General features: G+C 34.2%; 14 protein-coding genes. 5 read left to right on the top strand and 9 right to left on the bottom strand.

Annotated elements, in window-relative coordinates; translation table 11 throughout:
- The first annotated feature begins 104 nt into the window (after positions 1 to 104).
- On the top strand, positions 105 to 1202 hold the full coding sequence (gene dinB / locus Q4Q47_RS09435) for a DNA polymerase IV (protein WP_303306405.1): 1098 nt from the start codon (positions 105 to 107) through the stop codon (positions 1200 to 1202).
- Positions 1203 to 1490: 288 nt separating this feature from the next.
- On the opposite strand, the gene pyk is transcribed toward dinB, so the two are convergent.
- The 5 genes from pyk to Q4Q47_RS09410 form a co-directional block, all read right to left on the bottom strand.
- The gene (gene pyk, locus Q4Q47_RS09430; RefSeq protein WP_303306404.1) at positions 1491 to 2933 is read right to left on the bottom strand and encodes a pyruvate kinase; all 1443 of its coding nucleotides are present in this window, start codon (positions 2931 to 2933) and stop codon (positions 1491 to 1493) included.
- Positions 2933 to 3418 (bottom strand): IPExxxVDY family protein, encoded by a 486-nt coding sequence (locus Q4Q47_RS09425; protein WP_303306403.1) that lies wholly within the window; start codon positions 3416 to 3418, stop codon positions 2933 to 2935. Before Q4Q47_RS09425 ends, pyk begins: the two co-directional genes overlap by 1 nt.
- Positions 3419 to 3540: 122 nt before the next feature.
- Positions 3541 to 4281: a ribonuclease III gene (gene rnc / locus Q4Q47_RS09420; protein ID WP_303306402.1), complete on the bottom strand. Its 741-nt coding sequence runs from the start codon at positions 4279 to 4281 to the stop codon at positions 3541 to 3543.
- 98 nt (positions 4282 to 4379) lie between these two features.
- Complete coding sequence (fabF, locus tag Q4Q47_RS09415) at positions 4380 to 5630, bottom strand: beta-ketoacyl-ACP synthase II (RefSeq protein ID WP_303306401.1); 1251 nt, start codon at positions 5628 to 5630, stop codon at positions 4380 to 4382.
- Positions 5631 to 5642: 12 nt separating this feature from the next.
- Positions 5643 to 5876, bottom strand: a complete 234-nt coding sequence (locus Q4Q47_RS09410) for an acyl carrier protein (RefSeq protein ID WP_008269813.1) — start codon at positions 5874 to 5876, stop codon at positions 5643 to 5645.
- Positions 5877 to 6151: 275 nt separating this feature from the next.
- On the opposite strand from Q4Q47_RS09410, the gene purN reads away from it, so the two are divergent.
- From purN to Q4Q47_RS09390, 4 genes are all read left to right on the top strand, one after another.
- Positions 6152 to 6724 (top strand): phosphoribosylglycinamide formyltransferase, encoded by a 573-nt coding sequence (gene purN, locus Q4Q47_RS09405; RefSeq protein WP_303306400.1) that lies wholly within the window; start codon positions 6152 to 6154, stop codon positions 6722 to 6724.
- 95 nt (positions 6725 to 6819) lie between these two features.
- A complete protein-coding gene (locus tag Q4Q47_RS09400; RefSeq protein ID WP_303306399.1) occupies positions 6820 to 7461 on the top strand; it encodes a ribonuclease H family protein in 642 nt (213 codons plus the stop codon).
- A gap of 114 nt (positions 7462 to 7575) precedes the next feature.
- A complete protein-coding gene (locus Q4Q47_RS09395; RefSeq protein WP_303306398.1) occupies positions 7576 to 8502 on the top strand; it encodes a PfkB family carbohydrate kinase in 927 nt (308 codons plus the stop codon).
- A 113-nt stretch (positions 8503 to 8615) separates the two neighbouring features.
- Complete coding sequence (locus Q4Q47_RS09390; RefSeq protein ID WP_303306397.1) at positions 8616 to 10514, top strand: amidophosphoribosyltransferase; 1899 nt, start codon at positions 8616 to 8618, stop codon at positions 10512 to 10514.
- A gap of 543 nt (positions 10515 to 11057) precedes the next feature.
- On the opposite strand, the gene Q4Q47_RS09385 is transcribed toward Q4Q47_RS09390, so the two are convergent.
- The 4 genes from Q4Q47_RS09385 to Q4Q47_RS09370 all read right to left on the bottom strand — a co-directional run bounded on the left by Q4Q47_RS09385 (position 11058) and on the right by Q4Q47_RS09370 (position 23305).
- Positions 11058 to 11990 carry a PorP/SprF family type IX secretion system membrane protein gene (locus Q4Q47_RS09385; protein WP_303306396.1) on the bottom strand — a complete coding sequence of 311 codons (933 nt, stop codon included), beginning with the start codon at positions 11988 to 11990 and terminating at the stop codon, positions 11058 to 11060.
- Between the two features lie 4 nt (positions 11991 to 11994).
- Positions 11995 to 19698, bottom strand: coding sequence for a BspA family leucine-rich repeat surface protein (locus Q4Q47_RS09380; protein ID WP_303306395.1), 7704 nt, complete (start codon positions 19696 to 19698; stop codon positions 11995 to 11997).
- Positions 19699 to 20529: 831 nt separating this feature from the next.
- Entirely contained in the window at positions 20530 to 21171 is a 642-nt protein-coding gene (locus Q4Q47_RS09375) for a response regulator transcription factor (RefSeq protein WP_303306394.1), read from the bottom strand.
- Entirely contained in the window at positions 21161 to 23305 is a 2145-nt protein-coding gene (locus Q4Q47_RS09370) for a tetratricopeptide repeat-containing sensor histidine kinase (protein WP_303306393.1), read from the bottom strand. Before Q4Q47_RS09370 ends, Q4Q47_RS09375 begins: the two co-directional genes overlap by 11 nt.
- Positions 23306 to 23444: the final 139 nt, after the last annotated feature.

The following is a 23444-nucleotide window of genomic DNA, read 5'->3' as shown; positions in this document are numbered from 1 at the left end:
TAATAATTCCTGCTATTTATTTACTAATAAAAATCTTATTAATTATAAAACATTTCAAATAAGAAAGAGATTCCTGCCTCCGCAGGAATTTGTAAATTTACAGTATGTCTGGCGATTTACCAATACGAAAAATCATACACGTAGATATGGATGCATTTTACGCATCTGTTGAGCAAATGGATAACCCTGATCTTAAAGGGAAGCCTCTTGCTGTTGGCGGTGGCGGTAAACGAGGTGTTATTAGCGCTGCCAGTTATGAGGCTAGAAAATTTGGCGTAAAAAGTGCTATGGCTGGTAATTTAGCTTCTAAATTATGTCCAGATTTGATTTTTGTAAGACCGCGTTTTGATAGGTATAGTGAAATTTCTAAAAAAGTTAAACGTATCTTTTATGATTATACCGATTTGGTAGAACCACTTTCTCTAGATGAAGCTTATTTAGATGTTACTGAAAACAAAAAGGGCAACCCAAGTGCCTCTTTAATCGCAGAAGAGATTCGTGAACGTATTTTTAAAGAAGTTGGCTTAACCGCTTCGGCTGGTATTTCCATTAATAAATTTATTGCCAAGATAGCAAGCGATTATAACAAACCTAACGGACAGAAAACTGTAAACCCTGAAGAAGTCATTAAATTTTTAGAACAGTTAGACATCAGGAAATTTTATGGTGTGGGTAAAGTGACCGCAGAAAAAATGTATCAAAAAGGCATTTTTACAGGTCTGGATTTAAAAGGAAAATCACTTGAATATCTCGATGAAAACTTTGGAAAATCCGGACGCTATTATTACTATGTGGTTAGAGGTGTTCATAATAGCGAGGTAAAACCTAACAGAATACGAAAATCGTTGGCTGCCGAACGTACATTTAGCGAAAATTTATCGAGTGAAGTTTTTATGCTTGAAAAGCTTGAACATATTGCTGAAGAGGTTTCACGACGTTTAAATAAAAGTAACGTAGCGGGGAAAACAGTCACACTAAAAATAAAGTATAGTGATTTCACATTGCAAACCAGAAGTAAAACATTGCCATATTTTATAAGTGACAAAAGTATCATTCTAGAAACTGCTAAGGATTTGTTATATCAGGAAAAGTTGAATAATTCGGTGCGCTTATTAGGTATTTCAATGTCTAATTTAAATACCGAAACCAAGAAAAAACCTGAGCAAAAAAGCGTGAGTGTACAGTTGAAGTTTAAGTTTTAATTGAGTTCTTAGCTCAAATCAAGCTTTTAGGCATAGGAAAATGTACAACAAAAAGGGCGTCACTCTTTTTATAGAAAAAGAATAACGCCTAAATATTTTAAATACTGAATTTAATAAAGAATTTCTTGAAACGAACTATCCTCGAGGCAGAGCCATAAAGGTATTTCGCTTGTTTCATTTTGATTTTTCTGGTCAAAAATCGAAATTCTGTTATTTAGATTCCCGTTTTCACGGGAATGACAACTTCAAAGGAAACCCCGAGGCAGAGTCTCAGAGAATTCTTTTCGATTAAAAATTACAGGTGTCTATTTCAGTAACACGTAATGTATTTACCATCCCTCTATCCTTGATAGGCATGGCCGCTAAACTAATAAGCATATCGCCTTCTTCTAGATATCCCATTTTGCAAGCAATAGCGTTCACATCCTCAATAGTTTCGTCCGTACTTACAAATTTATCATAGTAAAAAGCACGAACCCCCCAAAGTAAACTGAGGCGTGTTAATATACGCTTGTTTGAAGTAAAAACTAAAATATGACATGACGGTCTCCATGCAGATATTTGAAATGCCGTATATCCACTATTTGTTAATGTTGATATAGCTTTTGCACTAATTTCATTTGCCATATTGGCCGCATGATAACAAATAGATTTTGTTATATAACGATTGGTACGGATATGAGGTGGTAATTGAGGCACTTTAATTAAGTTTGAGTTCTCTACACTTTTAAGTATATCCGACATTTGCTTAATAACTTCTATAGGATAACTACCAACTGATGTTTCGCCAGATAACATAACAGCATCAGCACCATCCATAACCGAATTTGCAACATCGTTGACCTCAGCTCTTGTTGGTGTTAAACTAGAAATCATAGTCTCCATCATTTGAGTAGCTATAATCACTGGAATTCTCGCTTTTTTAGCGCGTAATACCAATTGTTTTTGAATAAGCGGTACTTCCTCTGCAGGAACCTCCACGCCTAAATCACCACGAGCTACCATAATACCGTCGCAATGCGTTACAATTTTATCAATATTTTCTACAGCTTCTGGCTTTTCAATTTTAGCTATAATTGGGATTTTGTGCTCACTGTGTTTATTTATTAAATCACGCAGTTGCATTAAATCTTCCGCATGACGCACAAATGATAAAGCAATCCAATCTACATTTTGGCCAATGGCAAAAACAGCATCTTCAATATCTTTTTCTGTTAAAGCTGGTTGCGAAATATTTGTATTAGGAAGGTTTACTCCTTTTTTAGATTTAAGTGGGCCCCCTTGAATAACGCGAGCAACAACTTCATCTTTTTTGTTAGTTGAAACAACTTCGAAAATTAATTTTCCATCATCTAAAAGAATACGTTCTCCTGGCTTTGCATCTTGCGGAAACCTTTCATACGTCATATAAACGCGCTCTTTTGTCCCTTCAAAACGCTCGCCTGTGGCAAATACGATTTCATCATCAGGATGCACAACAACTTCTTCTTTCATAACACCAACACGAAGTTTAGGGCCTTGTAAATCTGCTAAAATAGCAGCCGTGAAACCAAACTCTTCATTTAATTCTCGTATCATTTTAATACGATCAGTAACATCACTATAATCGGCATGAGAAAAGTTTATTCTAAATACATTGGCGCCTTGTTCAAGCATTCCTTTTAAAACTTCTTTTGTACTTGTAGCTGGTCCTAATGTTGCTACTATTTTAGTTTTTTTTGTTGTTGACATTAGTTAAAAATTAAATTGTCTTTAGATTTTAATTGATTGATATCAATACTGTAAGCTGTGGCAATTTGTGGTGCTTTTAGTACATTATTTAGAATATATTTTTCTTTACTAAAATTGATTTCATTATCTATTTTTAAAAAATAATTAACCGTTTTATATTCTGGTATTAAATATGCTGTTCTAATGATTTTTTCTTGAGAATCAAATAATGATTCATTCTTTCGTTGTCTATACTCTTCTGTTTTACAAACATTAGAAACTAAACTCCATATCGTTTGCTGTTTACTATCTTCCCATTCAAAAAGTGAATACGTTGATTTTTCATTTTGGTAATCCAAATCTAATGGACTTCTAGTAAGGCTTATTCCTAAATATTTATTTAAGAGATACGCTAAACGATAATCTTCAAGTGTACAATGAATTGCTATTAAAGTACAAAAATCTTCTTCAAAAACATCATCTAAAATAAGTTTGTGTACAGCCATAACTTATATTAATAGCGGTAAATATAGTATTTAAAACATTCAATCGGAATACGTTTAACTTATATCTTAGTAACAAAGTAAACGAAAACGTTATAGTTAAGTTCTTTTATCTAAAATATCCTTTAAATCATTTTAGACATCCTGCTTTGGAATGCAAAAAAAGCACGTTTTGAAGCTTTTTCTTCTGCTTTTTTCTTTGATGTTGCCCGTGCTTTTGCAACAATTTTTTCATCTATAGATAATTTTACCGAAAAATGCCGAACCTCATCATTACCCGTATCTTCATATACATTATAACGAAATGCTTTCTTTTCTTTTTGGCACCATTCAATAAGCAAACTTTTATAACTAATAACTTTACCTTCTAAGGTTTCAATATCTACATAGGGAGTAATAACACGTTTATATATAAACTTTTCGCAAGCCTTATAGCCTTTATCAAGAAAAATAGCACCGACTAAAGCTTCAAAAATATTACCGTGAATATTGTCTCCAAACTGCCCTGGAGGAATTTTGCTCTCTACTAAACCTATTAAATTCAAGTCTTTCCCTAGTTCATTCAAATGCTCTCTACTTACAATTTTAGAACGCATTTTAGTTAAATAACCTTCATCGCCACTTGGCACTTCTAAATATAAATGTGATGCAATTACTGCACTCAAAGTAGCATCTCCCAAAAACTCTAAGCGTTCATAATTAATAGCATTCCCTTTACTATCCCTTATATTCATTGATCGGTGTGTGAATGCCGTTTTGTAGAATTTAATATGTTTAGGTTTAAACCCGAGGATTTTAGTTAATTTCATAAAAAAATTCCCGTTGCGTTTAAAACGGGAATTTAATATGTTACGAATGTTTTTCATCTGAAAATTAATAATTTTATTTTAATGTCAGATGTAATAAACCATGTTTCATTTTACTGTAAAATTAATTTATCGCTATGGTTTATTCCATTCGGAATTCAGTCTATTTTCTTGAATACAACACACGCATTGTGTCCGCCAAATCCAAATGTATTACTCATTGCTACTTTAACGTCTCGCTTTTGAGCCTTGTTTAAGGTTAAATTTAGTTCAGGATCAATGTTTTCATCTACTGTAGTATGATTAATTGTTGGAGGTACAATACCGTGTTCCATTGACAATATAACCGAAATAGCTTCAATAGCCCCAGCAGCACCTAGTAAGTGCCCAGTCATTGATTTTGTTGAATTGATATTTATATTCTTAGCGTGATTTCCAAAAACTTTAGAAATGGCTTTAAGCTCAGCCACATCCCCTAAAGGGGTAGAAGTTCCATGTGTATTTATATGGTCTACATCTTCTGGTTTAAGCTTGGCATTTTCTAAACAATTTTTCATGACCTCAACAACACCAACACCTTCTGGATGTGGAGCCGTCATATGATGTGCATCAGAAGATAATCCTCCTCCAGCAACTTCGGCATATATTTTTGCTCCTCTTGCTTTTGCATGCTCGTACTCTTCTAAAACTAAAGCGCCTGCTCCTTCGCCTAAAACAAAACCATCTCTGGTTCCATCAAATGGTCTTGAAGCCGTTTCCGGACTTTCATTTCTAGTAGATAATGCATGCATGGCATTAAAACCACCCATTCCAGCAATAGTAACTGCTGCTTCACTTCCTCCTGTAACAACTACATCACAATACCCTAAACGTATCGAGTTTAAAGCATCAAACATAGCGTTTGCAGAAGAAGCACACGCAGAAACCGTTGTGTAATTTGGCCCCATAAATCCATGTTTTATGGAAATATTGGCTGGTGCAATATCTGCAATCATTTTCGGGATAAAGAATGGATTAAACCTTGGAGTTCCATTACCTTCAGCAAAGTTTAAAACTTCTTGCTGAAAGGTCTCTAAACCTCCAATTCCTGTTCCCCATATAACACCTACACGCAACTTATTTACCTCGTCTAGATTTAATTTAGCATCTACAATAGCTTCATCTGAGGCTATCATAGCATACTGCGCAAATTTATCCATCTTACGAGCCTCTTTTCTCTCAAGAAAATCAGTTGCATTAAAACCTTTTAATTCGCAAGCGAATTTGGTTTTAAACTTCTCGGTATCATAATATGTTATAGGCGCAGCACCACTTTTACCACTAATAAGCCCTTCCCAAAATTCATCTTTGGTATTACCTATAGGTGTTAAAGCCCCTAAGCCTGTGACTACAACTCGCTTTATCTCCATAAAATGTAATGCTTATTTTGCTTCTTCTATATAAGAAATAGCTTGACCAACTGTAGCAATGTTTTCAGCTTGATCGTCTGGTATTTGAATATCGAATTCTTTTTCGAATTCCATTATTAATTCAACAGTATCTAATGAGTCCGCTCCTAAATCGTTTGTGAAGCTTGCTTCTGTTACAACTTCGTTCTCATCAACTCCCAATTTGTCTACGATAATCGCTTTTACTCTTGATGCAATGTCTGACATAATATTTTAATTTTAAATTTTAATTAGTTGGCAAAAATAAAAAACTTTATTTTTAAAACATATCTTTAATATAAAAATGTGTTTGTAATTTACTAAATTACTACTAAGTATTTATATTTTACCTTCAAATTGTTAATAATTATTCTTTTTTTTGTTCGAGTAATTTCAACATTATGAGCTGTAAAATGAAATGAGCTTGAAAAATTTTGCGGAACATTCTTTGAATTCGATTTACAAATGACATCTAACACTAATTTAAAAATATAAACCAATAGATGAAACGTATTGTAATTTTTGCGTCCGGAAGTGGTACTAATGCTGAAAATTTAATTAAGTTTTTTCACAACAGCGATAATGCGTCTGTTATTCAAATCCTTACTAACAATCCTCATGCCAAAGTTTTAGATCGCGCTAAAAAACTAAAAGTGAGCGCCTTGTCTTTCAATAGAATAGCACTTACAAAAAAAGATGACGTATTAAATATCTTGAAGGCATCTCAACCAGATTTAATTATCCTCGCTGGGTTTTTATGGAAATTTCCTGAATCTATTTTAAAAGTCTTTCCAAATAAAGTCATTAATGTACATCCTGCTTTATTACCTAAATATGGTGGTAAAGGTATGTATGGTATGTATGTGCATGAAGCTGTTGTTGCTAATAATGAAATCGAGACAGGTATTACCATACATTATGTAAACGAACATTATGATGAAGGGGCTATTATTTTTCAGGCTAAATGTGATGTTAATGCTTCTGACACTCCTGAAGATGTCGCTGAAAAAATTCATGAATTAGAAATGGAACATTTCCCTAAAGTGGTTGAAAAGTTGTTATTTGAAAATAATTAAAATGTCACGCTAAGTATATAAGTATAATTGAAGCGTCTCAATTTATAGATAGAAGTTAATTTAAAAAGGTTCCCACCTTCGTGGGAATGACAAAAATGTCAAAGAAAAAAAAGAAATATTATACTGTTTGGAAAGGACATCACACAGGTGTTTTTGAATCTTGGAATGATTGTAAAGCGCAAATAAAAGACTTTCAAGGTGCCCAATATAAATCGTTTTCAACATTTGAAGCCGCAAAAAAAGCTTTGAAGGGAAATTATAAGGATTATATTGGAAAATCTTCAAAGTTTAAAAGTGAACTTTCTAAAGAACAATTAAAAAAAATAGGACTACCTAATTACAACTCTATTTCAGTGGACGCTGCTTCGAGTGGAAACCCAGGGAAAATGGAGTATCGTGGTGTTGACACTAAAACTAAAAAGCAACTCTTTATTCAAGGGCCTTTTGAAGAAGGGACGAATAACATAGGTGAGTTTTTAGCTATTGTACATGGTTTGGCTTTACTTAAAAAAAACAACAGTGATCGTATTTTATACACCGATTCTAAAACAGCCATGAGCTGGGTAAAAAAGAAAAACTGTAATACTAAATTAGAGCGGAATAAAAAAAATAAAGCCCTTTTTGAATTAATTGATAGAGCTATTGATTGGTTAAAAAACAACACCTATAAAACCATTGTTGTAAAATGGGAAACAAAAGCATGGGGGGAAATTCCTGCAGATTTTGGAAGGAAATAAACTATCTTTTAACCTATATCTTCATTACAAATAAAAGTATTTACATTCAAAAAAAATATTCTTGAATTAGTACTTAAAAGACTTATCTTTGCAGAAAATTATCAGGTCTCTTTTATGAGTAAATTAGTAATAGTTGGCACAGTAGCATTTGATGCTATTGAAACGCCTTTCGGTAAAACCGATAAAATTTTGGGCGGTGCCGCAACTTACATTGGTTTATCAGCTTCGCAATTTAATGTAAACTCTGCAATAGTATCTATTGCAGGTGATGATTTTCCTCAAGATTATTTAGATTTATTATCAAATAAAAACATAGACATTTCGGGTATTGAAATAGTTAAAGAGGGAAAAACATTTTTTTGGAGCGGACGTTATCATAACGATATGAATTCTCGTGATACTTTAGTTACAGAATTAAATACGCTTGCCGATTTTAACCCTGTCGTTCCGGAAAATTATCGAGATGCTGAAATTGTCATGCTAGGAAACTTACACCCTTTAGTGCAACAAAGCGTTTTAGATCAAATGACAGCAAAGCCTAAATTAGTTGTTTTAGACACTATGAATTTTTGGATGGATTGTGCTTTGGAAGATTTACATAACGTTATTAAAAACGTAGATGTCATTACCATAAATGATGAAGAAGCCAGACAATTAACAGGAGAATATTCCTTAGTTGTTGCCGCAAGGAAAATTCATGATATGGGACCCAAATATGTAGTCATTAAAAAGGGAGAACATGGTGCTTTATTGTTTCATAATGACAATGTGTTTTATGCACCTGCTTTACCTTTAGAAGAAGTTTTCGATCCAACAGGAGCTGGAGATACTTTTGCAGGAGGCTTTGCCGGATATATTGCAAAAACAGGAGACACCTCTTTTGAAAACATGAAAAACGCCATAATATATGGTTCTACTTTAGCATCGTTTTGCGTAGAGAAATTCGGAACCGAGCGTATGGAAGATTTATCAAGTGAAGAAGTTCATAAGCGGCTGTTGCAGTTTAAGCAACTAACGCAATTTGAAATAGAATTAACATAATACAAACGCGCTCTAAATATTAGAGCGCGTTTTTAATTAAAAACAAAACTCCAAAATAATATTATTTTGGAATCAATAATTTATCATTTCCGCGAAAGCGAAAAAATTTACATATGAGTGATGCTTTAAAACATGAATGTGGAATAGCTGTTATAAGACTTTTAAAACCACTGGAATATTATAAAGAAAAATATGGAAGTGCATTTTATGGTGTAAACAAAATGTATCTTATGATGGAGAAACAGCACAATCGTGGTCAAGATGGTGCTGGTTTTGCAAGCATTAAATTAGACACAAAACCTGGTGAGCGCTACATAAGTAGAGTGCGTTCTGTTGCACAACAGCCCATTCAGGATATTTTTGGTCGGATAAATGAAAGAATAAATAACGAATTAACTGCACATCCTGAGTATGCTAATAATGTCGCTTTACAAAAACAACATATACCTTATATAGGAGAAGTATTATTAGGACATGTTCGTTATGGTACTTTCGGTAAAAATAGCGAGGAAAGTGTGCATCCGTTTTTAAGACAAAACAACTGGATGCATAGAAATTTAATAATGGCTGGAAACTTTAACATGACCAATGTTAAAGAGCTTTTTGCAAACCTTATTGAGTTAGGTCAACATCCAAAAGAATATACCGATACCATAACTATTATGGAGAAAATTGGTCATTTTTTAGATGATGCAGTAAGTAAGATTTACAAAGATTTAAAAAAGGAAGGCTATAATAAAAGAGAGGCTTCTCCACTTATTGCCGAGCGACTTAAGGTTGCTAAAATATTAAGACGTGCTGCAAAAAACTGGGATGGTGGTTATGCCATGGCTGGGCTTATTGGTCATGGTGACTCTTTTGTTTTAAGAGATCCTGCAGGTATTCGTCCGGCATATTATTATAAAGACGATGAAATAGTTGTTGTGGCATCTGAACGACCTGTTATTCAAACCGTATTTAATGTAAACTTTGAAGACGTAAAAGAATTAGATCCTGGAAAAGCTATTATCATTAAAAAATCTGGCGAAGTACGCTTTAAACAAATATTAGAACCTTTAGAAAGAAAATCCTGTTCTTTTGAACGTATTTATTTTTCCAGAGGTAGTGATGCTGAAATTTACCAAGAACGTAAAATGCTTGGTAAACTATTGATGCCCAAAGTTCTTGAAGCTATCGATAATGACACTAAGAATACTGTCTTCTCATATATACCCAATACAGCAGAAACATCGTTTTTTGGAATGATTGAAACTGCAGAAGCCTATATAAATAAAAAGAAGACTCATACTATTTTAAACGGACAACGTTCTTTATCAGCAGAAAAAGTAACCGAAATCTTATCGGAGCGTGCACGAATTGAAAAGATTGCTATAAAGGATGTGAAACTTAGAACCTTTATTACTGAAGACAGTAGTCGAGATGATTTAGTAGCCCACGTTTACGATGTTACTTATGGTGTTATAAAACCGGAAGACAATTTGGTTATTATTGATGATAGTATTGTTAGGGGAACGACATTAAAAATGAGTATTTTAAAAATGCTCGATCGCCTTAACCCTAAAAAAATTATTGTGGTGTCTTCTGCCCCTCAAATTCGATATCCAGATTGTTATGGTATAGATATGGCCAACCTTGAAAGCTTAGTTGCTTTTAGAGCCGCTTTAGATTTATTAAAGGATGCAAATAAATATCATATTGTAGAAGATGTATACAACAAATGTATTAGCCAAACAGATTTAGATGATAAGCATGTACAGAATTTTGTAAAAGAGATTTATGATCCTTTTTCTGATGAAGAAATATCAGATAAAATTTCCGAGCTATTAAGTAATGAAAGTATTAAGGCAGAAGTTAAAATTATTTTCCAACCTGTTGAAAATTTACATAAAGCATGCCCTGATCATTTAGGTGATTGGTACTTTACAGGAAACTATCCTACTGTAGGAGGAAATAGAGTGGTAAATAGAGCATTTATCAACTTTTTTGAAGGGAATAATGAACGTGCATACTAATTATTAAATTGTCAAATTTTTCCGCTTTATCTGGAAAAAATTACGATTAATCCGAAAAACGTGCCGTTTGTCTAAAAAATAATCAGAATGTCTAAAATACATATAACTTGGTCTCACCATAACATAAGTAGGTTAAGTTCATGGTAGATTTGGGGCAAAAAAAGGTGAACATCTGTTCGCCTTTTTTTATGCAATTTAGTTTTCTTCTAAGCCTGTTTTAAAAATTATTTTTTTTACTTCTTTTTGTTTTATAATAATTTTCTAAAACCGTTTAAGCCAATATATAAGCAGTTTAACTAAAATATTTCGTCAATCTTTATAAACAACATATATTTGGCTCACCATAACATAAGTAGGTTAAGTTCATGGTAGATTTGGGGCAAAAAGGTGAACACTCGTTCACCTTTTTCATTTTTATCTCAATCTAGCCTTTTAATCCACAATTAAGCATTAGAAAATCCTCGCCTACCGGACGGACAGGTATTACATCTTCAAGCTTATAGCCTTCTTTATTTTTATAAGTTAACTTCGCGAGGACGGGGCCTAATCAATGCTATATCCATCTCCAAATTGATAACTTAAAACAAAACCATGTGTATTACCCAATGGAGAATTGTTAGTAGCCGTATTATAGTTGTATATAAAACGTGCATTTTTAAATAAATAAACTCCTGCCAAAAAATTTAGGGAGGAGCTCGTTCTGTATCCTGTTCCTATTTCAAATTTGTTTTTAAAACTTACTGCTAAATTTATATCGGCTTGCATTGGCGCACCATCTTCATATTTCAATAGTAAATTTGGCTTTATCATCACTTCTTGATAGCGACTATTAAAAAAGCGATATCCTAAATAACCATAATAAGGATTTACAAGATTTAAATTATCATCAGAAGCTAAAGAGTCTCCTAAAATGTTAGGCGTTGAAAACCCTAGATAAAATGACGCATGATTAAACAAGAAACTAAAGCCTATTGTTGGAATTGTAGCATTGATATTTTCAGCAAAATTAGGATCGTTTGGAATTCCTAAATCTAATAGATTATCCTGATATTGTTGTAAACCGGCAGTGATTCCAAAGGAAAGTACTCCAGCATCATAATGTTGCCAATAAGGACGGTTATTTTCAAAATCAAAAAATATTTTATACGAATAAGCTCCGAAAAAATTTGTAGAAGTCGTTACGCCAATTTCATCTCTAATAATACCAGCACCAAGCCCCATTTTCCTTCTATTTATAGCGCCATGACCACTAAGTGAAAAAGTTCTTGGACTTCCTTCAAACTGATTAAAATAGCCAGAATTACTTATGGACATCTCAGTGTTTGGAGTTAAACCAGCATAAGCAGAATTTATAATAAACGGGTTATAATTATATTCAGAAAATGTGGGTGTTTGTTGACCGGCACAAATACTGGTTTTTAAAATAAAAAATAGTATGACTGTCGCATAAGCGGAAAAGTTGTTTTTTCTAATCATTATATTAACGCTTTATTACTAAAAACCCCTTTAATTTTTTCAGGTTATGGGTTCCCGAGATTTTAATATCAAAGAAATAGGTTCCATTAGGTAATGTACTTGCTCCTAATTTATTAAGGTTATTGGCTTCTCCTCTAAACCGATTCGTAGTATTATTATAATTTGAGATTGAAAAAACTAAATCCCCCCATCTGTTATAGATATTTACAATGTTCTGCGGACTATTTTCTATACCCTTTATCTCCCAAAAATCATTAATTCCGTCACCATTAGGTGAAAAACCATATTTTGATTCTACTAAAGGTTCTGTTATTTCTTCAGTCATAAAAAGTTCTTCGCTACAACTGGTGGCATCTCCAACGGCATTATACGGGGTTATGGATACATAGACCGTTGTGCTTTCTGGTAGGTCCGACACCAGATCGTATGTGGTTACGTTCCCTACATCTTCATTATTTAATATGTCCGTGGCACCTGCAGAGGTTCCTGCATTGATGCTATAGCCGGTGGCGTTTGCAACAGCGTTCCAGCTAAGGTCCGTCGTCACTGAAACATCGGTAGCATTATTTAAGGGACTTGATAGTGTGGTACAGTTAGGAACCGTTGCCAAAGTTTCCGTCGTGAACGATTCCTCGCCGCAACTAGTGGCATATCCAATGGCATTATATGGGGTTATGGTTACATAGACCGTTGTGCTTTCTGGCAGGTCCGACACCAGATCGTATGTCGTTACATTCCCCACATCTTCATTATTTAGCAGATCTGTGGCGCCTGCAGAAGTCCCTGCATTGATACTATAGCCGGTGGCGTTCGCAATGGCGTTCCAGCTAAGGTCCGTTGTCACTGAAACATCGGTAGCATTATTTAAGGGACTTGATAGTGTAGTACAGTTAGGAACCGTTGCTAAAGTTTCCGTCGTGAACGATTCCTCGCCGCAACTGGTGGCATATCCAACGGCATTATACGGGGTTATGGTTACATAGACCGTTGTGCTTTCTGGTAGGTCCGACACCAGATCGTATGTCGTTACATTCCCCACATCTTCGGCATTTAATATATCTGTGGCACCTGTAGAGGTTCCTGCATTGATACTATAGCCGGTGGCGTTTGCAATGGCGTTCCAGCTAAGGTCCGTCGTCACTGCAACACCCGTTTCTCCATTTGATGGGCCTGTTAAGCTTGTGCAATTTGGCACGGTCGCCAAAGTTTCTGTCGTGAACGATTCCTCGCCGCAACCAGTGGCATATCCAACGGCGTTATACGGGGTTATGGTTACATAGACCCTTGTGCTTTCTGGCAGGTCCGACACCAGATCGTATGTCGTTACATTTCCCACATCTTCATTATTTAGCAGATCTGTGGCGCCTGCAGAAGTCCCTGCATTGATGCTGTATCCTGTGGCGTTCGCAATGGCGTTCCAGCTAAGGTCCGTCGTCACTGAAACATCGGCAGCATTATTTAAGGGGCTTGATAGTGTGGTACAGTTAGGAACCGTTGCTAAAGTTTCCGTCGTGAACGACTCCTCGCCGCAACTGGTAGCATCTCCAACGGCATTATACGGGGTTATGGTTACATAGACCGTTGTGCTTTCTGGCAGGTCCGACACCAGATCGTATGTCGTTACATTCCCCACATCTTCCGCATTTAATATATCCGTGGCACCTGTAGAGGTACCTGCATTGATGCTGTATCCTGTGGCGTTCGCAATGGCATTCCAGCTAAGGTCCGTCGTCACTGAAACATCGGTAGCATTATTTAAGGGACTTGATAGTGTCGTACAGTTTGGTACGGTCGCCAAAGTTTCCGTCGTGAACGATTCCTCGCCACAACTGGCGGCATCTCCAACGGCATTATATGGGGTTATGGTTACATAGACCCTTGTGCTTTCTGGTAGGTCCGACACCAGATCGTATGTCGTTACATTCCCCACATCTTCCGCATTTAATATGTCCGTGGCACCTGCAGAGGTTCCTGCATTGATGCTGTATCCTGTGGCATTTGCAATGGCGTTCCAGCTAAGATCTGTATCCACTGAAACACCCGTATCTCCATTTGACGGGCCTGTTAAACTTGTACAATTAGGCACGGTCGCCAAAGTTTCCGTCGTGAACGATTCCTCTCCGCAACTGGTGGCATCTCCAACGGCATTATACGGGGTTATGGTTACATAGACCGTTGTGCTTTCTGGTAGGTCCGACACCAGATCGTATGTGGTTACATTGCCTACATCTTCCGCATTTAATATGTCCGTGGCACCTGCAGAGGTTCCTGCATTGATGCTGTATCCTGTGGCGTTTACAATGGCGTTCCAGCTAAGGTCCGTCGTCACTGAAACATCGGTAGCATTATTTAAGGGACTTGATAGTGTAGTACAGTTAGGAACCGTTGCTAAAGTTTCCGTCGTGAACGACTCCTCGCCACAACTGGTGGCATCTCCAACGGCATTATACGGGGTTATGGTTACATAGACCGTTGTGCTTTCTGGTAGGTCCGACACCAGATCGTATGTGGTTACATTGCCTACATCTTCCGCATTTAATATGTCCGTGGCACCTATAGAGGTTCCTGCATTGATGCTATAGCCGGTGGCGTTTGCTATCGCATTCCAGCTAAGGTCCGTCGTCACTGAAACATCGGTAGCATTATTTAAGGGGCTTGATAGTGTGGTACAATTAGGAATAACTGCTGGAGAATTTCCTGTTCTAAAGCTTTCTTCAGCACAACTCGTGGCATCACCTACACCATTATAAGGTGTAATAGTTACAAAAATCAATCTGTTAGGCTTTAAATCATCTGGTAAATTATAGGTCGTTACATTACCAACGTCAACATTATTAAGAACTTCTATACCTCCTCCAGTAGTACCTACTGTTAACAAGTAACCAGTAGCATTAGATACAGGATCCCAACTAAGATTAGTATTAACGGGAACATCAGTAGCTCCATTTAAAGGACTTGTTAAACTTGTACATATTGGAGGAACTGGAATTATTTCTGTTGTAAAATATTCTTCAGTGCATGAGATAGCATCCCCCGTTGCATTATAAGGTGTTATGGTAACAAAAATGGTGGTATCCTCTGGTAGACTAGTAGGAATATCGTAAGTAGTTATATTACCAACATCAAAATTATCAATAATATCATTATTTCCAGAACTAGTACCTACTGTAATTCGATAACCATCAGCATTTGCTATAGCCAGCCATTCTAAATCTGAATTCACGGCTATTCCAGTTGCAGCTTGAGTTGGAGTGGTTAAATTGGTACAATCTGGTACGGTTGGAACAGTACTACTAGTAATTTCAAAACTTTCGTCTGTACAGGTTATAGCATCACCTTCACCATTGAATGGTATTAATGTTACAAAAACTGTTTCTCCTCCAGAAAAATCAGTGGCAAATTCATACGACGTCCCTGTTACGGTTTCATTATTAACTATTGTAACATTTCCAGAGTTTGTACGAACAGTAAGTCTGTAGCCTCGTGCATAAAGGGTTGGCTCCCAACTTAAGTTTGTATTTACAGGAACATCTGTAGCTCCATTTAGTGGCGCAACAAGCTGAGTACATCCTGGAATAGGGCAATCTAAAATATCTCCAACAATAATCCAACCATAAGTATCAATCATTGATTGTCTTTCTTCCAAGGCATCACAATACAGTAATCCTAGAGCGCCTAAGGTAACCCCAGGGGTTAGCACTTGTTCGGACCACGCTATTAAAGTGGTATCATAGTTTTCTCTTGTCAATGCTGTATCGTCTAACATATTTGTCATATCTGAAACACGGCTAACATTCCAAGTGCTAAATTCTTGATCTAAACTAGTAGCATTATTGAACATAGAGCGCATACTCACAGTACCAATATCCCAACGATCGAAAGGTTGATTAAATGTCATGGCATTCATAAACATAGAGTTCATATTTAATACCCCTGAAACTCTCCAGTTATTAATAGTTTGATTAAAAACGGTAGCGCCATTGAACATTTGTTCCATAGTAGTGACTCCTCTTACATTCCAATTATCTATCAATTGATTAAAGGCAGAAGCCCCATTGAACATTTCTTTCATAGTTTTGACAGAGGCTACATTCCAAGAATTCATGGGTTGATCATAACTCACGGCATTTTTAAACATCGCCTCCATAGTTGTAACAAAGGATACGTTCCAGTTATCTATATTTTGATTAAAAATGGAAGCTCCACTGAACATCTCTGCCATTGTTAAAGCCTCTCCTGTATCCCAACTTCCTAATGGTTGATTAAATACTATGGCATCTTTAAACATCGCCTCCATAGTAGTCACTGAAGCTACATTCCAATTTCCAATAGGATTATTAAATACTTCTGCATCTTCAAACATTGAGTTCATTAAGGTAACAGATGACACATCCCAAGTATTAATGGGTTGATTAAATAGCAACGCATTTTTAAACATAGCCGACATATTTGCTACAGCACTTACATTCCAATCACGTAGAGGCTGGTTGAATACCTGAGCACTCTCAAACATGGAAGACATATTTACTACTGAATTAACATCCCAATTATTTAGAGGCTGGTTAAAAGCCATAGCTTCTTGAAACATGGCTCTCATATTTATCACATTGGTGACATTCCAACTATCTATGTTTTGATTAAAGACTGTTGCTTGATAAAACATAGAATCCATTGTAGTAACCGATGATACATTCCAGTTATTGAGAGGTTGGTCAAAGCTGTTGGCGTTATAATACATAAAACTCATATCAGTTACTTTGCTTACGTCCCAACTATTTAAAGTTTGGTTAAAAACTAGAGCATCTCGAAACATTTCATTCATATCCATGACACTACTTACATCCCAATTATTTAAAGGTTGATTAAAAGCTCTGGCGTCTCGAAACATGCGGGACATATCAATTACAGCTCCAATATTCCAATTGTTTAAGGGCTGATTAAAAACTTCAGCATATAGAAACATGCCATTCATATCAGTAACACTACTTACATTCCAAGCATTTATATTTTGATTGAAGCTACGCGCCGCAATAAACATTTGCTCCATATTAGTTACATTACTTACATCCCAATTATTTAGGGATTGGTTAAAGGCTATTGCACTATAAAACATATCGGACATATCTGTAACATTGCTTACATCCCAAGAATCAATATTACCATCAAAAAGAGAGGCACTATAGAACATTCGTCGCATATTTGCTACTTGGGACAAATCTGGTATGTCAGTAGCATTATAAGTCATGTTTTGACAATAATGAAATGCTTGTTCCATGGACTGCCATTGTTGTGTTCCCCATTGATCGATAGTTAATAATTTTCTACTATCAGAAAAGTAGTTCCCAAAATAATGCGCAGGATAATTTCCAATAATAGATATTGTATAAATTCCTGGTGTTTGATAGGTATGAGTTATAAAACCAGTGACATTGTTATCGAATTGATTATCTCCCCAATCTATAGAGTAATTGTATGTAAAATTATTATTGATTTCTATTTCAAGTTGGTTTGCAGCTGAAGTATACGATTCTGCAATACGAGTATCGTAGGTAAGTTTAAAGGCGGTAGGGCTATTTACCCAACTTGGAATTACTGTAAAACGCTCTTCCGTACAACCTGTTGCTGGTCCAGCAGCATTATAAGGTACAATCGTAACAAAAACTTCATCTCCAGGAATAAAATCAGATGCGAAGTCAATGCCAGTTACATTACCAACATCCTCATTGTTATAAATAATCTGTGTTGTTCCTCCATTTACTCTTCTTACACTTATTCGGTATCCGGTTGCCCCAGGTACAGCTTGCCATACTATATTAGCATTTGCTGGCACGTTGGTATCTCCATCTTTTGGAGACGTTAACGAAGTACAAATCACAAAAGGACAGTTTATAATATCGTCATTAATCGTCCAATTAAAATTGTCTATAAGTTCCTGACGCGCATGGCGCCCATCACAATAGTTTAAGTTTAGAGCTCCTAAAGAAACATCAGACTGTACAGATTGAGTAGCCCAACCTATTAAAGTATTATCATAATTAGTTTGTGAAAGTCCTGAATCAGAAAGCATATTGCTCATGTTTCCAACATTAGTAATATTCCAACTACTTAGATTCTGATCAAAAGAACTGGCATTCATAAACATACTAGACATATTGTTAACAACACTGGTATTCCAATTATCCAAGGGCTGATTAAAAGCGGTAGTAGCGTTATAGGCATTAAACATACTAGACATGTCAGTAACCGCACTAGTATTCCAATTGTTTAAGGGCTGATTAAATACTAAGGCATTGTAGAACATAGACCTCATATTTGTAACACTACTTACATCCCAATTGTCTATAGGTTGATTAAAAAGCTTAGTACCCTGAAACATCGTGCTCATATTTGTCACGCCACTTACATCCCAAAGGTCTAAAGGCTGATTAAAAATAGGAGCATATTCAAACATAGCACTCATACTTGTAACATTACTAACATCCCAATTGTTTAATGGCTGATTAAAAGCTTGAGCGGAGTCAAACATAGCACTCATATTTGTAACATTACTAACAATCCAATTGTTTAACGGTTGATTAAAGCTACCTGAACTCTCAAACATGCCCCTCATATTTGTGACAAGGCTTACGTTCCAATTGTTTATTGGTTGGTTAAAGGAGCGATTATATCTAAACATATAACTCATATCTGTAACCTTGCTTACATCCCATTTATCTAATGGTTGATTGTAAATAGCACTCCAATAGAAGCCATCAAACATGTTAGACATATTAGTAACATGACTAACATCCCAATTATTTAGAGGTTGATCAAAATCAGTATTTCTTTGAAACATGGCATGCATATTGGTTACCGAAGAAACGTTCCAATTTTCTATGTTTTGATTAAAATCTGAGGAACTGAACATATTGGACATATCTTCAACTCCTGTAACATTCCAACTATTTAAAGGCTGATTAAAACTTGAAGCAGATGCAAACATGCTAGCCATATTTGTGACTTGACTTACATCCCAATTGTTTATATTTTGATTAAAAGCACTTGCAGATCTAAACATGCCAAACATATTAGTAACCAAAGCCGTATTCCAATTATCTAAGGGTTCATTATATAGTATTGCACGACTGAAAGTTTCAGACATATCGGTTACATTACTTGTATTCCAATTGTCTAATGGTCTATTAAAGGTTACAGCACCAGAGAACATTCCTGAAATATCAGTGATAGTACTTATATTCCAATTATTTATAATTCCGTTAAAAACTGTGGCATCCCTAAACATATTTTTAAGGGTTGTTACTTGTGAAAGGTCAGGGTTATCAATAGCATCAAAATTCAGGTTTTCGCAACCATAAAAAGCATTCTCCATGGTTTGCCACTGAATACTTCCCCAAGCCAATATTTCTATAATCTTATTTCTATCACCATCATTATTAAAGTAAATAGAAGGAAAGTCGCCACTTATGCTTATTGTGTATCTTCCTGGAATCGTATATGTATGTGTAATATTTCCAGCGACGTTGGTATCTGTTAAACCGTCTCCCCAATCTACGGTATAGTTATACGTATAAGTTGAATTTGTGGGAATAGTAATTTGATTTGAAGTCGAAACACCTGATTGCTCAGTATCCCAAATAGAATTAAATGTCTGTCCAAATAAATTATAACAGAAAAGAATAAGAAGTATTGTGAAAATATTTTTTATCATAATATGGTATTTATTTTAGATTAACCTAATGATGATGGATTGTAATATTGGTTTTTATACTTATAAACTATTGACTTACAGTTTTATGAAATTATTCTTAATAATAGCTAGGCACGTAATCGCTTACGCTTTGATATATGAATATTATCAAGCATTATTGAAACGACACCTTGAATTTGCTAGAGCTTATTTAAAATAGCATCTAAAACTGTCACAGTTTGTCCACTTAAAGAGAATTGAAGAAGAGGTAAGTAGGCTATTTTTCATGTGGTTATAATTTAGATTTAGATAATCTTTATACTACTAATCGCAAATTTAAAAACAAAAATGGCATATGAGTTCTATTCTATAAAATGACGCCTTTTTTATGTGAATTTTTCATGAAATAATCGTTGAATCGCACAATCAGTATAAAGCTTTTTTGCATTTGGTTTTTTTGAAAAAGTGAGAATGGTACCGCAACAATACTTTATAAGATTAAGACGATTTCCCAAGTTATAATTTTAATTTTTTAAAAGATTAATATTCGTTTTAGTTATTCTATGAGACAAAGATGCATCATCATAAACACTAATAAAACATCATTTTCAGTGAAAAAAATACCCTGTAAACAGGGGTGCGTAAAACCAAAAAAAAAGTGTATTAATTTTAGAAGTCAATAGATAATCGCTTCATTTAAAATCAATAAAGGTTTATTTTTACGGATATATTTTAGGTTCAAAATGGCGAACGCTGATAAAATATATCAAAAGAAATATTATTTCTGCTATAACTAACTACTGACACTGACCTTTATCAGAAAAAAGTAATAGAACAGAAAGTAAAAACCCATTAATCCAAATACTTCATTTTTATAGCATATTTAGTTAATCCTGCTAAGTTTCTTACCCCTAATTTTGCAATCAAATTTTTACGATAACTTTCAATGGTATGTTTACTTAAAAATAACCTATCTGCTATTTCCTGGGTAGTAAACTCTTTTGCTATTAGAGTAATCACATCAATTTCACGCTGTGTTAATTTGATGCTTTCTTTTTTCTTTTTAGAAAATTTATTTTTCATATAGATCTCTGTTATCTCTCGTGAAAAATATTTATCGCCTTTTAAAATAGTTTCTATTGCTTTGAGTAATTCATTTTTTTCAGCATTTTTAGGCACATAACCATCCACGTCACTTTCTATAAGTGTATCAATCATGTCGGGATTAGTATGCATACTTACAGCAAGAATTTTTAGGCCACTATTTTTTTCTTTCAAAATTTTAGTCAATGCAATCCCATCCATTTCCGGCATGGTAATATCTGTAATAACAAGGTCTATCTGCTCTTTACTATTAATATCTACATACTTAACGACCTGAGCACCATTTTTTGCAGTTAACAAAATATTGTATGCTTCTTCTGATTCAAAAATACTTAGCAAACCATCTAAAAACATTTTATGGTCATCTGCAATAATTAAATTATACTTCATTGATAAGGGGGTTCAAATTGGAAATTTCGATACTTATTATAGTACCTATTTTAGGGTTGGAGTCAATATTTAAAACTCCCGATATTTTTTTTAATCGATTTTTCATATTTTTAAAACCAATGCCGTTGGTTTGCTTTTTAACATCGAAACCAATGCCATTATCTTCAAAAATAATCCCAAGTACGTTGTCTACTAAATTAATTTGAATTTCAATGATGCTTGCTTTAGCATGCTTAATGGTATTGGTTATTAATTCTTGAATGATTTTAAAGATTTCAGCTTGTAAATTCTCATCCAGAAGGTCTATTTCTTCTACCGGATATGCATTTATATTTGAAGCAATAGAACTTCCTTTTAAAATATTATTAAGATATTCTCTAAGAATATTACAAAAATTATTTTCGCTAAACTTCTTAGGAATTAAATTATGTGATAAATCTCGAACTTGCTTATATGTATCATCTATTTGAAGGTTAATTGAAGTCAAGTCACTATTGTCAGAATTATTTAATTGTAACTTAATACCAGCTATATTACCACCTATACTATCGTGTAACTCTTGAGCAATACGCTCTCGTTCATTATTTTGACCTTTTATTGAAGCCTTTACTAATTTCAATTCTTGATCTTTTAAAATAGATGCTATTTTTTGTTCGTTAACTTCTTCTTGTTTTTTATTTAGTTCATTTTGTGCTTTTAATTTTAAATAGTAAGTGTACAACAAACCTATGATTGGTATTAAAAAAATAAGAAAGGAGTATAGAATTATATTTTTAATACCTTTTTGCCTTTTTGTTTCCGCTTGTTGAACTAAAAATTGAGCCTCTTTGATTTCTTGATTTTTTCTAAGTAAGCTATTTTCATTAATCGTTTTTTCTGTAGCATTTTGAAAAGATAATAATTCATTTTCACTCTCTTTTTTTTCTATTTCTCTTTGTAATTCTAAATTTTGAATAGTCTCCTTTTGATTAGCCAATTCTAAATCTCGATTAACTTTTTCTATTTGCAGAATACTAATTTCTTTTTCTTTTTGAAGTGTTTGATACTTAACTTCCAATTCATTAATTTCTTTGTCTCTTTGAAGTTGACTGATAGAATCTTTTATAGCAAAGTAATGCCTAGAAAAATAATACACTTTTTCATAATCAGACTTATGCTTTGCTATTTCTTTAAGGTTGTCATAAATAATTAACTGCTGATCTAGATATCCATATTCAATGGCATTAGCTAAGGCTAAAGAATAAATCAATTCTGCTTCATAAAACTGTTCTGTATTAATCAAAATATTACCTATATTCATTTCAGCATTTAATCTTTCTTTATAAAATTTATGCTTACTTGCTATTTCTACAACCCTTTCATAAAGCATCAAAGCATCCTCAGTTTTATTCAGAATTTGAGCATTAGATGCCAAATTCAATAAAATGGTTGTTATTGCGGAAGTGAACTGGTGTTTTTTGGCTAGTTTAAGTCCTTTTTTTAGAAATAGGTCAGACGTTTCGAAATCTTTTTTATCAGCATAAATCTGACCTATATTTATATAACTACCCATTGTTATTTCAAGATGTTTGTTATACGTTAAACACTCTTTAAAAAGTCGTAAAGCTTGGTTTAAGTCTCCTATTGTAACATAATTAACTGCAAGTCCATGCAGGTGTATAAAATAATCTTCCTCTTCATTATATTTTTTAGCTAATATAATTCCTTTTTGATGCCACTTTTTACTTTCTTCAACTAAGCCTTTATTGCCGTAATTAATGGCTAATAGATTATAAGCTCCCATTTTTCTTCTACAGATTAGTGAATCATTCCCTACTGTATTTAATTTCATAAATGCTTTGACATAAAAATTGGAAGAATCACTTAACGTCCTATTTTTAAAATAATGTGCTAATAATAAATGAGCATTAATTTTAGCGAAATGTGTGCGTGCTTTTTTTCGTAGTTGATGACCAATAACATACGCTTTTTCATCACCTCGGTTTAAAATATCGAAAGCATCAAGTACTTGTTCTTTTTCTTTAGAAGCTATATCTGTTTTAGAAGAATAGTTTGAGTCATTAACTTGAGCCACTATCGTCGTTGAAAATAGTAGCAGCATTTGTAAAAACAAATTGTATAATGACTTTAACATAACCAGTATTTTAAATAGGCAACATGTATTTTATAAAAAAGCTATTTTTAAATAACGCTTTAAAAATAGCTTTTGATTTTTAATAAAACTAAAAAAAACCATCCTTAAAAAGAATGCGTTTTTTAGTTTTTGGAAAAAA

It is taken from the genome of Flavivirga spongiicola (assembly GCF_030540825.1).
Classification (GTDB): domain Bacteria; phylum Bacteroidota; class Bacteroidia; order Flavobacteriales; family Flavobacteriaceae; genus Flavivirga; species Flavivirga spongiicola.
Note: the sequence above shows the minus strand (reverse complement) of the source record. Positions and strands in the feature narration are given on the sequence as shown.

Bases quoted from the DNA above. Each gene is read 5' to 3' on its own strand.
- dinB (WP_303306405.1), top strand. From the start codon at position 105: ATGTCTGGCGATTTACCAATACGAAAAATCATACACGTAGATATGGAT.
- pyk (WP_303306404.1), bottom strand. From the start codon at position 2,933: ATGTCAACAACAAAAAAAACTAAAATAGTAGCAACATTAGGACCAGCT.
- Q4Q47_RS09425 (WP_303306403.1), bottom strand. From the start codon at position 3,418: ATGGCTGTACACAAACTTATTTTAGATGATGTTTTTGAAGAAGATTTT.
- rnc (WP_303306402.1), bottom strand. From the start codon at position 4,281: ATGAAAAACATTCGTAACATATTAAATTCCCGTTTTAAACGCAACGGG.
- fabF (WP_303306401.1), bottom strand. From the start codon at position 5,630: ATGGAGATAAAGCGAGTTGTAGTCACAGGCTTAGGGGCTTTAACACCT.
- Q4Q47_RS09410 (WP_008269813.1), bottom strand. From the start codon at position 5,876: ATGTCAGACATTGCATCAAGAGTAAAAGCGATTATCGTAGACAAATTG.
- purN (WP_303306400.1), top strand. From the start codon at position 6,152: ATGAAACGTATTGTAATTTTTGCGTCCGGAAGTGGTACTAATGCTGAA.
- Q4Q47_RS09400 (WP_303306399.1), top strand. From the start codon at position 6,820: ATGTCAAAGAAAAAAAAGAAATATTATACTGTTTGGAAAGGACATCAC.
- Q4Q47_RS09395 (WP_303306398.1), top strand. From the start codon at position 7,576: ATGAGTAAATTAGTAATAGTTGGCACAGTAGCATTTGATGCTATTGAA.
- Q4Q47_RS09390 (WP_303306397.1), top strand. From the start codon at position 8,616: ATGAGTGATGCTTTAAAACATGAATGTGGAATAGCTGTTATAAGACTT.
- Q4Q47_RS09385 (WP_303306396.1), bottom strand. From the start codon at position 11,990: ATGATTAGAAAAAACAACTTTTCCGCTTATGCGACAGTCATACTATTT.
- Q4Q47_RS09380 (WP_303306395.1), bottom strand. From the start codon at position 19,698: ATGATAAAAAATATTTTCACAATACTTCTTATTCTTTTCTGTTATAAT.
- Q4Q47_RS09375 (WP_303306394.1), bottom strand. From the start codon at position 21,171: ATGAAGTATAATTTAATTATTGCAGATGACCATAAAATGTTTTTAGAT.
- Q4Q47_RS09370 (WP_303306393.1), bottom strand. From the start codon at position 23,305: ATGTTAAAGTCATTATACAATTTGTTTTTACAAATGCTGCTACTATTT.